Genomic DNA, 14,761 nt, shown 5'->3' on the forward strand with positions numbered 1-14,761 from the left:
AAATACCTACTATGACTAAAACGCTACCTCAATTGATCTACCGCACATTAGCTAGCCTAGCAATGCTGCTATTTGCTGTTTCGGCAGCGGCACAATCAGCCGCAACCGTCTTCAGTACCGATTTTACTACATCAGCAGGAACAACATATACAACTGCTGCAGGAGCTATTGGGACAAGTGCCAACTGGAGTCTCGCCAGAAGTGGTGCCGATTTTGGTGCACGAATAACATCAGGCAGTATGTCACTGACGAATGATGCTTCATCAGCTGGTAATCCAAACGGTTGGGCATTGGCTTCAACTAGTACAGCTGCTTTTGCAACACCATATAATACTACCTTAAGTTCCAACCCAGGAATGGTAACATGGACATTCAATATGAGACAACAACAAGCCAATCCGAGTGGTTTTGCTTCGGGGAATTATGGTGTAGCTTTTATATTAGCCGGAACATCGGGAACAACCAATTCAAGCGGAACAGGATATGCAGTGACACTAGGTAACTCAGGAAAAACGGATCCTTTGAAATTGGTAAGCTATTCTGCAGGCCTTCAAACTACATCGCAAATATTAGCTTCTAACACTACAGGATTAACAGATTTTGGGAATACCTATTTGAGCGTAAAAGTTACCTACACGCCCAGCACTAATACTTGGCAATTGTATGTCAGAAATGACGGCTCAACTTTTATAGATCCGAACATTGGAAGTATGACCTCACAAGGAACGGCTATAAATAGTACTTATACTGCAACCGCTTTACCTATAATGGGTGCCTTTTGGAATGCGAATACAAAGTCAAATCAAACCGCACTTTACGATAACGTAAAAGTAACGGTGGTAGTACCCACAACAACGGCTATTTTACCGCCATCAAAAGTAGCCGGAAGCGGTGCTTTTACGCTTACTGTTAACGGAACTGGTTTCGTAAGTGGCACAAGTGTAGTGAGATGGAATGGCAGCAACCGAACCACCACTTTTGTTTCTGCTACTCAATTGACAGCTTCAATATTATCAACAGACATAACATCTTCTGGGACAGCTACCATAACCGTAGCTAACGGTGCCGCTGTTTCCAATGGACAGACATTTACAATTGACCTTGCAGGTGTACCCAACATAAGTCTTTCTACTAGTGCTTTGAGTTCTATGACTACGGCAACTGGTACAGCATCTTCGGCACAAACTTACACTGTAAGCGGGAGTAATTTAACAGCAGATGTTACCGTTACAGCTCCAACCAATTTTGAAGTGTCTCCAAACGGTACGACTTATTCGAGTTCAATTACGCTGACCCGAACCGGAAATGTGCTTGTGGGTCAGCCGGTAACGGTTTATGCTCGAGTTAAAGCTTCAGCACCATCAGGGTTATACACGACTACTATTACTCATACTACTACCAGTGGTGCTACTAAATCTATCGCTGTTTCAGCCACGGTTATTGCGTCGAAACCAACAACGCAAGCCACAGCAGTTACTTTTACAACAGTAACCTCAACCACTTTTACAGTCAATTGGACTAACGGCAATGGCGCCAATCATTTGGTTTTAATTAGAAGTGGCAGTGCTGTTAATTCCAATCCGGTAGATGGGGTAATATATACTGCTATTAACTCTTTTGGAGCCGGTTCAGAAATTGGCACAGGAAATTATACAATCTATTCTGGAAACAGCAATACAGTTAACATAACAGGATTACAACCAAACACAGCTTACTATGTTGCTGTTTATGACTATAACGGTTTAGGTGGTACAGAGAGTTATTTAACTACTAGCCCAGCAATTGGAAATAGAACAACACTTAATGCTCCTGTGGGTTGGCAGATATACAATACTAATACTACCAATACCATTACATTCGACACCACTGTTGATGGTGTTAATGAAGGAACGTATCAAGCTGCAGGATTGTCACCTACTTTAACCAGCGGCGAACTTAACTCTAATGCTTGGGCTATTTCCGGTTTTAGTGATGGCGCAATAGCTTTTGGGGGTACCAGTACTGATGGACAAGATTTTGATCGTGGGATTGAAAATGGAGGTGTTTCAATTGGAGGCTTATATGCTTTTGAAACTGTAACTAACAATTATGCTCTAGGAATACAACCCGCAACAGGAGATTTTGTTCCTGGTTCGGCAACGCTTCGCTTTCAGAATCAAACTGGAGCAGCGGTAACTTCGGTAAGTATAGGATATAAAGTATATGTCTATAATGATCAGGCAGCATCGAGTAGTTTTAATTTCAGCCATTCGGTAGACAATTCCACTTATACGAGTGTTTCCGGATTAAATGTAACCTCACCAGCAACAGCCGATGCGTCACCCGCTTGGAAATCCTATTATCGTGTAGTAACTTTAACAGGATTGAATATTGCCAATAACAATTATTATTATTTTAGATGGACCGGAGCCACCGTTTCTGGCAGTACTGATTTTGACGAATTTGGATTGGATGATATTGTCATGGTAGCCAATCCGTCAACTAATTATGCCTCTTTTAGCGGAACAGCAGAAAACTTTGCTGTTTTGGGAAATACTACTTTATCCGGAAGTACAACTGTTACCAGTGATTTGATTATAAACGGAGGTAAAGTAGATATTAACGGCAATACACTAAGTCTTAACGGAACGATAACAAATACTACTTTGGCAGGATTAAAAGGCAGTGCTTCCAGTAACCTGCTTATAAGTGGTGCAGTGAGCCCCTCTTTGAGTTTTGACCAAACTACGCTGGGAACCACTAATGGATTAAATAATTTAAGCATCAATACTACGGCTTCCAATACCGTTACCATCTCAAATCCTGTAGTTGTAAACGGAACTTTGACAATCGCTTTGGGACAAACACTCAACATGGGAACCAATGCGTTGACGGGTAATTTAACCACTATTGCCAATAACGGAACCATAGCTACTCAAAATACAACTTCGTTGCCAATTCCTTCAGGCAAAACATGGAGCGGAACGGGAACAGTACATTATAATGCCGCTTCGTCAGCACAAACCATAGTAGTGGGTACGTACCAAAATTTAACATCTTCTTCTATAGGTGGCGCTACAGCAGCGGGTAATATTACAGTAAATGACGGCCTTAATTTGCCAACAGCCAATCCTTCTTCAACTCTAGGAAGCCTTACTATGGGAACGTATACGCTTACCATGGGAGCTATTGCTGCTAACGCTGGAATAGGAGATGTTATCGGGATTGTAACCCGAAACAGTATTACAGTCAATACGCTGTACACTTTTGGAAACCCTTACACGTCAATTTTATTTCCTAACATTGGAACTTTACCGACATCCATGAGCTTGAAAATTGGCATTGGAGCAGCGCCAAGCTGGCGAACCGGAGCCATAAACAGAACTTATGATTTTATACAGACAGGAGCCTCAGGAACAAAGGCTGTTATTAAAGCACATTATTTAGATTCTGAATTGAACGGAAATATTGAACAAAAATTAGTAGATTGGGCTTATATCGTTTCGTCGGCTACCACTTTGGAACAAGGGAGATCTAATTATAATACTACAGATAACTGGGTAGAATTGACCAATGTTAATGTGGCACTTTATTTCACAGGTACTTTTGGTCAGGTTTTGTTAACACTTGATGAGTCTGCTGCAGGGTCACTTACGTGGAATGGTTCGGTTAGCAATTCTTGGACGACGGCGACGAATTGGACACCTAATGCCACCCCATCTGACCTAACGGTCGTGTATATACCGGATGCGGCTACCACTCCAAATGATCCTACTTTAAATCCATCAGTTTTGTTGGGTTCTTTAAATATTGATACGGGCGGAATACTGAATGCCCCTGACAATTCACAATTCACAATTAATAATGGAGCTGGTGCCTGGATTAATAATGGAGCCTATAATCCGGGAGCAGGGACCAGTGCGGTTATTTTTACCAGTGCCAATGCTACGATGGCAGGCTCGACCATTTTCAATAACATCACTATTAATTCTGGAGCCACTTTAAGACCATTGACTGATAATGTGATGCAAATTGGCGGAATATTCACCCTGAATGGAAGTCTTAGTGCAGGAGCGCTTGAAAATACGGTAATTTATTCAGGAACCAATCAAACCATTGTAAACCCAAATACCGGTTTACAAGCTTATCATAATTTAATCATTAATGGAACTGGAGCAATTTTTCCGAGCTCATTGAATATTACTGATAATCTAATCCTTAATCAGGCTGTTGATTTTACCGGTAAAACCATAGTCATGACTGGAATGGAACCACAAATTATTTCCGGTAGTGTGGCACCGACATTCAATAATCTAATCATTAACAATACCGCAGGAGGAGTTTCTTTGGCAACCAATGTAGGTACAAACGGAACTTTAACGCTTACTTCAGGAATTCTAGACATAGCAAATTACAATTTATTGCTGGGAACTAATGCCGTTTCAGGGAGTTTTTCTACTGCCAATATGGTTGTAGCCAGCGGAACCGGAGAGTTAAGAAGAACGTACACTGGAACTGGTTTTTATACTTTTCCGTTAGGAGATATAACAGCTACAGTCGAGTATTCTCCGATAACGATATCCCTAACTGCCGGAACCTGTTCAAATGCCTATATAGGGGTTGCAGTGGTAGATGGCATTCATCCAAACAATTCAAGTGCTGCCAACAACATTACTCGTTACTGGAAAGTTAAAGAGTCTGGTATTACAGGAGCTGTAGCTACTGTCACTGCTAATTATCTGTCGGCCGATATAACAGGAGTAGAAGGGGAAATCAATGGAGGGCAACTCAACGGTACATTCAATCAGGCTACTAATCCTTGGATAAAATACGCTGCTTTAGCCAGTAATAGCTTTATGGCTACAGGAGCAACATTAACAGCGGGTCAAACTTCTGCATTCACAGGTATTAAAGGAGGAACTTATAGCGCTTTGATTTCAGGCTATGGTTCCTTTTGTTTGAACGATACTGTTACCTTAACAGCAACAGAAACAGGCGGTGATGCTCCCTATTCATATTCCTGGAATGGTGGATTGGGGAATCAAGCTATAGTTTCTCCGCCTACATCTTCGGCAGGAACTGTTAACTATACCGTTACCATAAAAGACAGCAACGGAATTACGGTCACCGATACTAATAACATCACCGTTGTTCCGGATTCTGTTGGAGGAATCCTTGCATCAAATCAGATTATTTGCTCAGCGAGCACGCCTGCAAACCTTATATTATCAGGTCAGACAGGCAGTGTAATTTATTGGCAGAGCGCATCCGATTTAAGTTTTACCACACCGGTAAATATTGCGAATATCACAACTACACTTACCGGAACTGCCATTGGGCCGTTGACGGCAACCACTTATTTCCGTGCTGTTGTACAAAGTGGAACTTGTGGAAGTGTATTTTCTGCTGCTGCAACAATATCAATGAGTGCGACAACATGGAACGGGACTTCTTGGAACAACGGTGTTCCTAACAGTACATCCGGAATTCTGATAACGGGGAATTATACGGCTTTCGCAAATTTGAACGGATGTACGCTTACGATAAGCAACAATGCTGTGGTGAACATTCCTTCAGGATTTGATGTATCGCTTAATGGAAACATTACGGTTGAAGCGGGAAGTACCTTTACATTGGAAAACAACGCAAACCTGCTTCAGGCAAATGATGTTGCCAATTCAGGAAACATCATCGTTAAGCGCAACAGCTCTGCATTGCTTCGTCAGGATTACACGCTTTGGTCATCACCCGTTGATGGTCAGCAGCTCTTCGCTTTTTCGCCTTTGACCGTGATCTCGCCAACATCCCGATTCTATAACTACAATACCCTGACAAACGTATACAATTCGGTCGTTTCCCCAGCAACCACCAATTTCAATACTGCTCAGGGTTACCTTATCAGAGTGCCAAACAACCATCCTGCCACCACGCCGACCATTTGGACAGGGCAATTTGGAGGAAACCCACATAATGGCACAATTAATTTCAATATGGCTGATGGCGGGACGGGATTGCGATTCAACCTCACGGGGAATCCATATCCGTCCACCCTAGATGCTGCAGCCTTTGTTGCTGCAAATGCTTCGTCGATTACAGGAACACTGTATTATTGGAGAAAAACCAATAATGCCGCAAGTCCGAGTTACTGTTCATGGACGCCCCTAGGTGGATTTGTAGACAATGGTGAAGCACAGACATTTGATCCGCTTGGCGTTATCCAAACGGGACAAGGCTTTTTTGTTGAGGCGACCGGAGCATCACCAACGCTAACTTATACGAATTCACAAAGAATTGGAAATCATGCCAATCAGTTTTTCCGCACGAATGATATCATCGAGATAAACAGGGTGTGGCTGAATGCAACGAATACTATGGGTGCATTTTCACAAATTCTTGTAGGATATATCACAGGAGCAACATTGGGAGTTGATAATGCCATCGATGGGCGTTATATCAATGATGGAACAATTGCCCTAACATCGGTGATTGACAATGTGGATTATGCGATTCAGGGACGACCACTTCCATTTGACCCAGCCGATGTTGTCGCATTGAACTTTAAGGCTGCGATAGCCGGAGATTACACCATAGCCATTGACCATTTGGATGGATTTTTTACAGGATCGCAGGATATCCTGTTGCGAGACAACTTCAGCGGAAGTATCCACGACCTGAAAGCCGGCGCCTATACATTTACAGCATCGGCGGGCTTAACAACTGGAAGATTCGAAATCATCTACCAGCAGTCATTGTCTGTAAGCAACCCTATGTTCGACGGCAATTCTGTTATCGTCTACAACCAGAGTGGCCAGATAATCATTAATTCAGGCACAATGGTTATGGATCATGTGCAGGTGTTTGACATCCGCGGAAGGCTATTGGCAGAAAAGAGATCAATCAACGGTTCAACTGCGGCGTTTATAATTCCCGGTGCAGAACAAGTGCTATTATTAAAAATCACTTCTTCGGATAATATTACGGTTGTAAAGAAAGCGGTTAATTAATATTCTATAAAAAAAGAGAAGCGCTACACGGGCAAGCTGTCTATCCACTAATTTGTCATAGTTGCGGCAAGGTACTACATGAAAACCTTTGCCGCAGCTATGACTTTTTTTCTTAGAGATGATAACTCAGTGCATCAACTGAAAATTACCATCAGTTAAGATGCTTGACAATATCATTGCAATGATTATATTGGTGTTTTCGCTTTTATTGCGCCATGTTGAGTGGTATGTGCAAAATTTGCACAGCTGCTATTCGTTTAATCTTCCTTTTTAAATTATACGCTTTAAAATTCAAACCAATTGTACTTTAGCGCATTATTGCTATTGACTGTAATGGTTTTCTCATTAGCTTTCAATGATTTTTTAAGTATTAAATCAGATAATTTTTCTACGTATTCTTTTGGTAAATTCTGCTCTAAATAATCGAATAATTGTGCGTAGGTCAGTTTGTTTTTAAAGAAGCGTGTTAGTGTAGTTTCACACTTCTTGGAGTGGTTGATAGTCTCTTCTTTTTTTGTGGCGTTACTTTGCTGTTTCTTCTTTAGCGCATCATATTTGGCAATGGCTGTTAAATGCTCATTCCACTTGGCTTTAGTGTATTCAAAACCTACTTCTTTTGAAGTCTTTCTAGTCATATCAAAGTAATGGTATGGGGAACCTATAAAAAACTCCAAAAAAAAGCCTGTAATCATATTGATTTTGGGCTTTTTATTTTTAGTTGACAGTATATATTTTACTCGATAGATTGAAGCAACCAATAAAGCTTCAATAAAATGCATACCATGTCTGCCCAAACGCTACTAACCTATCAATCTAAAAACCTGATAATTATCATGCTTACTGTGGCTTTAGATACTTATATTTACTAAACTATAAAACCCATCGGCTATGAGATTTTCAAAATATATTATGGCATTTACCTTATGGCCTTTGTTATTGGTACAGAAATGTGCCAAAGATTCCGAGGAAACGAATGATGACAATGCGGTTGAAATACGGTACAACGCTGATGAAAACGTCACCAAAGTCATGGCCATCGAAGATTGGGAACAATTCCTAAAACAGTCGCAACAAGACATCGACGAAACTGATACGCAAATTGGACTACTCGAAACCAAACTTGATGAAGCCGATACCGACGAAAAGAACGCTTGGCAGGGTATCTGTGATTCAAGCAATTTATCATTACTTAAATTGAAAGCCAGCAGAGCCAAACAAAATAAAGCGTTTGAAGACGGACTCAGCACTTACGATAAGACTATGTATCATCAGAATGAAATTTTCGAAATACAATTCAATCACGAAATGGCTGCTATCAATAAGAAACTTGCAACCCTTTTCGAAAAAATGAGATCGGGTTATTATAAGTGATTTTGGAACGCAAAACTATTCATTCTAGGAATGGAATTGGAAGCAATTAAGGTAACCGCGGTTTTTATTTATAACCTTTAATCATTCCAAACCGAATAAAATCACGACCTTTACGCAGGGAATTACTTTTACAACCTCTTTGCGTATTGCAAAAATTGAAATAAAAAAAGCATCCGAAACCCCAAATACTATGGATACTTCCGAAGTTGAAAAAGCTAAATCACACATTGTTGTTGAAATTATACAATATATTCCAAACGCCGTTTTAAGCAAAACCATCATCAAAAAAACGACAGGAAACATTACCGCCTCTTCATTCGATGCCGGAGAAGAATTATCAGAAAAAACCTCGCCTTTCGACAACTACATTCAAATCATTGATGGTTGTGCCGAAATTTTCATCAATGACAAAAAGCACTTACTCAATTTGGGGCAAGGCATTATTATTCCGGCGCACGCCAAGCACAGTTTCAATGCGAATGTGCAGTTTAAAATGATATCCACGATTATCAAAAGCGGTTACGAAGATTAAACGTTTATAAGTCTCATACGGATTCAAGCCTAGTTATTTTTTTATTTTCGATTAATGTCAGGTGTTCTGATAGATTAATAACAATGAAACTATACATTAAATACATGGTAAGCTTGCGCTGCAAAATGGTGGTCAAAGATGCACTCAATGATCTTGGGTTGCACCATACCATGATTGAGTTGGGTACAGTAGAAATCCTAGAAAACCTCACCGAAAATCAAAAGGAAAAACTTAAAAAAATATTATTGCTTTCGGGTTTAGAACTCATGGATGACAAAAAAGCCATGCTGATTGAGAAAATCAAAAATGTCATTATCGAAATGGTGCATTATACAGATGAAATGCCAAAAGTGAATTACTCCGATTATATCAGTGAAAAACTAGGACAAGATTACACCAATATGTCGAAGATTTTTTCTGAAGTCAAAGGCATCACGATCGAGCAATTTATCATCTTCCATAAAATTGAAAAAGTCAAAGAATTGTTGCTTTATGACGAACTCACGCTCACACAAATTTCTTATATTCTGAACTACAGCAGCGTAGCACATTTATCGAGACAATTCAAAAAAGTAACGGGTTTGACGCCAAGCTATTTCAAACAACTTCAGGTAAAAAGACGCAATCTAGACTCCATCTGAATTGTGCAACTCTTATAATTAATTATATAATAAGTTCCTTTTTTTAAAGTAGGTACTTTGCTTTAACTTTTAAAGTATTATGCCCATGAAATTATTCATCAAATATATGGTGAGCAACCGTTGCAAAATGTTGGTGAAAGAGGAACTCAAAAAACTAGGATTGCATTTTGTAGTAGTCGATTTGGGCGAAGTCGATATCATGGAAAACCTAACGTTACACCAACGTAGCCAACTCAAAGAAGCACTTCTCGTATCGGGTTTAGAACTCATGGATGATAAAAGAGCGGTTTTAATCGAAAAAATTAAAACGGTAATCATCAATATGGTGCACCATTCCGATGGCGATATCAAAGTGAATTTCTCTACTTTTTTAAGCGAAAAACTCAACCAAGACTACACTTATCTTTCCAACTTGTTTTCTGAAGTTCAAGGCACAACCATTGAACACTTTATCATTGCCCACAAAACCGAACGCATCAAAGAATTAATTATTTACGATGAACTCAACATTACCGAAATTGCTTGGAAAATGAACTACAGCAGTGTCGCGCATTTGTCGAGTCAATTCAAAAAAGTAACCGGTCTTTCGCCATCCCATTTCAAACAACTGAAGGTAAAAATGCGTAGCCCGATTGAAGACATTGGGAATTGATTGTTGGATTATTTGACTGTAAGATTTTAAGACAATCTTGATTACTAACTTTAAAAATAGAAACTATGAATCTCAAAAGAATTTTCGGAGCCATACTCACCATATTGGGAATTGTGGGCCTTATTTATACCGCCATGATTTTTGTCAACACTAGAGGTAACAATCAAGATATCAGAATGCTCATAATATATGGTGTTTTGGGAGTGGTCTTTTTCGTTTCCGGTATTGGTCTGATTAGAACCACCAAAGATGAATCGTAAACCATTATAAAACTAAAATGCTTCATTCCGCCTAAGTCAACAATATGCAATTTAACTTCGACAATAGAACGAAAATCTTTTATGCTCTTGCCTTTGTTGCCTTAGTCAGCATACTGTCTGTGCTATTCAACAATTCCCGGAAAATAAAATCGACCAGTAATCTTGTCGAACATACCAAAAACGTATTGCATACGAGCGATATGGTTCTGGTTGATATTTTGAATATCGAAACCGGTTCTAGAGGTTTTGCATTAATGGGTAAAACCGCTTTTTTAGAACCTTATCACGATGGTTTACTCAAAATCAATCAAGATTTGGCTGCATTAAAACGAATCACCAATGACAACCCACATCAGCAAATCAGGTTCGATTCGCTTTCGAAAACCATCTTCCAAAGAATTGCATTATCCAAAGCCATGGTCGATGCAAAAAAACAAAGTTTGTTAAACGATAGCTTAAAAATCAATCTCATTGAAAATGGCAAAATACTCACCGACAGCATTCGACACTTAATCATTGCCATCAATTCGGAAGAATTTTTATTACTAAAGGATAGAAAAATAGCCAATCAAAACAACATAGAAAATAGCGCGATACTTTACTTTATGAGCTTTATTCTGATTGTTTTCATTTTTGTGTTGATTGCTATTATTATGAAAAATCAGAAAGCAGCGAAACAAGAAAATGAAAAATTAATATCGTCCCACGAATTGCTTTCTCAATATTCCCTAAGCCTCATCGAAGCGAGTCTCGATCCTTTAGTAACCATCAATATCGAAGGAAAAATTACCGATATGAATGAAGCCACAGCCACCATCACAGGTTTAGACCGCGATCATTTGGTAGGTTCCGACTTCTTCGATTATTTCACCGAGCCACAAAAAGCTAAAGAAGTCTATGAGGAAGTTTTCGCCAATGGTTCTGTTACTGACTCGCCCTTAACTTTGCGCCATACCTCAGGCAAGCTAACCGAAGTGCTTTTCAACGGATCGGTTTATAAAGATGGACAAGGTCATGTACTGGGCGTAGTCGTAGTGGCAAGAGATATTGCAGAACAAAAATGGGCACTCGATCTTAGAAGCGCCAATAGTGAACTCGCTTTTCAAAATCAAGAAAAAGAAAAACGGGCTACAGAATTAAGCATCGCTAACCAAGAGCTGGCCTTTCAAAATGAGGAGAAAGAAAAGCGCGCCATGGAGCTAAGCATTGCCAACAAAGAGCTCGCCTATCAAAATGAAGAGAAAGAAAAACGGGCTACAGAATTGAGTATCGCCAACAAAGAACTTGCTTTTCAAAATCAAGAGAAAGAAAACCGCGCCCAAGAATTGGTGATTGCCAACAAAGAGCTCGCCTACCAAAATGAAGAAAAAGAAAACCGTGCCGCCGAATTGCTAATCGCCAATGAAGAACTCGCTTTTCAAAATCAAGAGAAAGAAAATCGCGCCCAAGAATTGGTGATTGCCAACAAAGAACTCGCTTATCAAAACGATGAAAAAGAAAACCGCGCCGCCGAGTTACTAATCGCTAACGAAGAATTAGCGTATCAAAATCAAGAAAAAGAAAATCGTGCTTCGGAATTACTAGTCGCTAACGAAGAACTCGCTTACCAAAATAAAGTCAAAGAAAAACGTGCTGCCGAATTGATCATCGCCAATAAAGAATTGCTGTTTCAAAATAGCGAAAAACAAGACCGTGCCGATGAACTCGTGATTGCCGACAAAGAACTAGATTTTCAAAACGAGGAAAAAGAAAAACGCAAAATTGAAAATTCCGCTTTAGAAGAATATAGCACTTCGCTAAAATTGGCGTCGCAATATTCTTTAAGTCTTATAGAAGCCAGTCTCGACCCGTTATTTGTAATCAGTCCAGAAGGCAAAATTACCGACACCAATCAAGCGACAGCACGTGTTACGGGTGTTTCCAAAAAGGAATTAATAGGTTCCGATTTTATCGATTACTTTACCGAGCCTGAAAAAGCCAAAGCAGGTTATCTTGAAGTTTTCGAAGAAGGTCATGTGGTCGATTATCCATTGACCATTACCGATGGTGAACTTATGGATGTTTTGTTTAACGGCGCAGTGTATACCGACGAAAAAGACAATGTTATCGGTGCCGTAGTCGTAGCGCGTGACATTACGAAGCAAAAGCAAATTGAAAAGGAACTTATCGAAGCTAAAATATTTGCAGAACTCGCCACAGCCATTGCCGAAGAAGCAAAAATCAGTGCTGAAAATGCTGCTGAAGTAGCTAAAGAAGCGGTAAAATCGAAGCAACAGTTTTTATCGAATATGAGCCACGAGATCAGAACACCGATGAATGCCATTATCGGATTCACGAAAGTGGTGCTCAAAACCAGTTTGACGGCCAAGCAAAAAGAATATTTAACCGCAATTAAAATGAGTGGCGATGCGCTGATTGTACTCATCAATGACATTCTCGATTTGGCGAAAGTCAATTCCGGGAAAATGGTTTTTGAAAAAACGCCGTTTAAACTATCGCTTTCTATATCGGCGATGTTGCATTTGTTTGAAACCAAAATTCAAGAAAAAAACCTAAAACTCATTACAAAATACGACGATACCATTCCTGAAGTTTTGGTTGGTGATGCAGTTCGTCTGCATCAAATTATTTTAAATTTAGTGAGTAATGCCGTCAAATTTACATCAAAAGGAACCATTACTGTGAGCGTTAATCTGATCGAAGAAGATGATGAAAAAGTACTTATCGAATTTACCATTACCGATACCGGAATCGGCATTAATTCACAAAAAATTGAAACCATTTTCGAAAACTTCCAACAAGCCACTAGCGGAACTTCGCGACTGTATGGTGGAACCGGTTTAGGACTTGCGATTGTAAAACATTTGGTCGAAGCACAAGAAGGCAGCATTCATGTTGAAAGTGAAGAAGATCATGGCTCGAGCTTTAGATTTAAATTGCTTTTCCAAAAAACCAATGTCGATGCCGTTTTGGAAGAAGAAATTGTTGAATTGGATTTAGAAGTCAAAGACATCAAAATCCTCGTCGTTGAAGATATGGAACTCAATCAACTATTAATGAAAACCTTATTGGATGATTTCGGATTTGAATGCGACATCACCGCCAACGGTAGATTGGCTGTAGAAAAACTTCAAGAAAAAACCTATAACATCATTTTGATGGATTTGCAAATGCCCGAAATGAACGGATTTGAAGCCACCGAACACATCCGAAAAGTAATGAAACTAACCGTTCCTATCATGGCTTTAACCGCTGATGTAACGACTGTCGATTTGGCCAAATGCAAAGCCGTCGGCATGAATGATTATGTAGCCAAACCGATTGACGAACGCCTACTCTACAGCAAAATTATCGGATTGGTCAAAAAACCCATTTTAATTATCGAAGAAAAAATTATTGGCGATATGAAGACAGAAAATATAAAATACGTCGACTTAAAATACCTCAACAAGCTCACCAAATCAAATCCGAAGTTAATGTCGGAAATGATTCACGTATATTTAAAGCAAACGCCACCGCTGATTGAATCTATGAAACAAAGTTTAATCGATCAAGATTGGGTGACTTTGAAATCTGCTGCACACAAAATCATTCCGTCATTTACCATCATGGGCATCAGTTCCGATTTTGAGAATATGGCGATTAAGATCCAGGAATATGCTTCAAACATAGAATCTATAGGCGATATCAACGAAATGATTTTACAATTGGAAATGGTTTGCAACAGCGCTTATATTGAACTTGAAAATGAACTCGACACTATAAAAAATACCACCATATGAAAACCGACGCTAAAATAAAAATCTTTCTTGTAGACGATGATGCGCTACATTTAAAGTCATTGGAAATTGAATTTTTGAATCATGGTGATTTTGAAATCCAAACCTTTGCTACAGGCGAATTGTGTCTTAAAAAGATAAAAGAAAATCCAGATGTCATTATTTTAGATTATCATTTAGATGGCATTCAAAAAGGAGCTATGAATGGTATTGAAACTTTAGATAAAATTAAACTGATCAACGCAGAAATTCCGGTAATCATGCTTTCATCACAAGATAAAATTGATATTGCTATCAAGTGTATGCACCATCATGCGTCCGATTATGTGGTGAAAAGCGAAACGGCTTTCGTTCGACTGCAAAAAATTATCAGCTCGATTTTCTTGTACTCTAAAATGAAAAAAGAATTGAATTGGTATATGGAACGCATGTGAAAATTATGCTTCTTTTTTAAAGAATAGTATAACATTCTTGGCTGGGCTTATCGTGAACTTTGTAGGGAGTAAACTTCATTCACAATAAAATCATACGTTATGAAAAAGT

9 protein-coding genes are annotated in these 14,761 nt (G+C 39.3%); 8 read left to right on the plus strand and 1 reads right to left on the minus strand.

Going from position 1 to position 14,761, the window contains the following annotated elements; all coding sequences use genetic code 11:
• Positions 1–11: 11 nt before the first annotated feature.
• Positions 12–6,983: a fibronectin type III domain-containing protein gene (locus tag RMO03_RS05745; RefSeq protein ID WP_309641136.1), complete on the plus strand. Its 6,972-nt coding sequence runs from the start codon at positions 12–14 to the stop codon at positions 6,981–6,983.
• A 284-nt stretch (positions 6,984–7,267) separates the two neighbouring features.
• Here the strand turns inward: RMO03_RS05745 and RMO03_RS05750 are convergent, their stop codons facing one another.
• On the minus strand, positions 7,268–7,675 hold the full coding sequence (locus RMO03_RS05750; RefSeq protein WP_309641137.1) for a hypothetical protein: 408 nt from the start codon (positions 7,673–7,675) through the stop codon (positions 7,268–7,270).
• A gap of 196 nt (positions 7,676–7,871) precedes the next feature.
• Between RMO03_RS05750 and RMO03_RS05755 the strand changes: the two genes are divergently transcribed.
• The 7 genes from RMO03_RS05755 (at position 7,872) to RMO03_RS05785 (ending at position 14,652) form a co-directional block, all read left to right on the plus strand.
• Positions 7,872–8,354, plus strand: a complete 483-nt coding sequence (locus RMO03_RS05755; RefSeq protein WP_309641138.1) for a hypothetical protein — start codon at positions 7,872–7,874, stop codon at positions 8,352–8,354.
• 190 nt (positions 8,355–8,544) lie between these two features.
• Complete coding sequence (locus RMO03_RS05760) at positions 8,545–8,886, plus strand: cupin domain-containing protein (protein WP_309641139.1); 342 nt, start codon at positions 8,545–8,547, stop codon at positions 8,884–8,886.
• Positions 8,887–8,969: 83 nt separating this feature from the next.
• Complete coding sequence (locus RMO03_RS05765; protein ID WP_309641140.1) at positions 8,970–9,527, plus strand: AraC family transcriptional regulator; 558 nt, start codon at positions 8,970–8,972, stop codon at positions 9,525–9,527.
• 85 nt (positions 9,528–9,612) lie between these two features.
• The gene (locus tag RMO03_RS05770) at positions 9,613–10,179 is read left to right on the plus strand and encodes an AraC family transcriptional regulator (protein ID WP_309641141.1); all 567 of its coding nucleotides are present in this window, start codon (positions 9,613–9,615) and stop codon (positions 10,177–10,179) included.
• A 65-nt stretch (positions 10,180–10,244) separates the two neighbouring features.
• Complete coding sequence (locus RMO03_RS05775) at positions 10,245–10,439, plus strand: hypothetical protein (RefSeq protein ID WP_309641142.1); 195 nt, start codon at positions 10,245–10,247, stop codon at positions 10,437–10,439.
• Between the two features lie 44 nt (positions 10,440–10,483).
• The gene (locus tag RMO03_RS05780) at positions 10,484–14,221 is read left to right on the plus strand and encodes a PAS domain S-box protein (protein ID WP_309641143.1); all 3,738 of its coding nucleotides are present in this window, start codon (positions 10,484–10,486) and stop codon (positions 14,219–14,221) included.
• The gene (locus RMO03_RS05785) at positions 14,218–14,652 is read left to right on the plus strand and encodes a response regulator (protein WP_309641144.1); all 435 of its coding nucleotides are present in this window, start codon (positions 14,218–14,220) and stop codon (positions 14,650–14,652) included. Before RMO03_RS05780 ends, RMO03_RS05785 begins: the two co-directional genes overlap by 4 nt.
• Positions 14,653–14,761: the final 109 nt, after the last annotated feature.

Source organism: Flavobacterium sp. (assembly GCF_031411595.1).
GTDB lineage: Bacteria > Bacteroidota > Bacteroidia > Flavobacteriales > Flavobacteriaceae > Flavobacterium.

Excerpts from the sequence above, each read along its gene's own strand:
- RMO03_RS05745 (WP_309641136.1), top strand. The coding sequence starts at position 12 with ATGACTAAAACGCTACCTCAATTGATCTACCGCACATTAGCTAGCCTA.
- RMO03_RS05750 (WP_309641137.1), bottom strand. The coding sequence starts at position 7,675 with ATGATTACAGGCTTTTTTTTGGAGTTTTTTATAGGTTCCCCATACCAT.
- RMO03_RS05755 (WP_309641138.1), top strand. The coding sequence starts at position 7,872 with ATGAGATTTTCAAAATATATTATGGCATTTACCTTATGGCCTTTGTTA.
- RMO03_RS05760 (WP_309641139.1), top strand. The coding sequence starts at position 8,545 with ATGGATACTTCCGAAGTTGAAAAAGCTAAATCACACATTGTTGTTGAA.
- RMO03_RS05765 (WP_309641140.1), top strand. The coding sequence starts at position 8,970 with ATGAAACTATACATTAAATACATGGTAAGCTTGCGCTGCAAAATGGTG.
- RMO03_RS05770 (WP_309641141.1), top strand. The coding sequence starts at position 9,613 with ATGAAATTATTCATCAAATATATGGTGAGCAACCGTTGCAAAATGTTG.
- RMO03_RS05775 (WP_309641142.1), top strand. The coding sequence starts at position 10,245 with ATGAATCTCAAAAGAATTTTCGGAGCCATACTCACCATATTGGGAATT.
- RMO03_RS05780 (WP_309641143.1), top strand. The coding sequence starts at position 10,484 with ATGCAATTTAACTTCGACAATAGAACGAAAATCTTTTATGCTCTTGCC.
- RMO03_RS05785 (WP_309641144.1), top strand. The coding sequence starts at position 14,218 with ATGAAAACCGACGCTAAAATAAAAATCTTTCTTGTAGACGATGATGCG.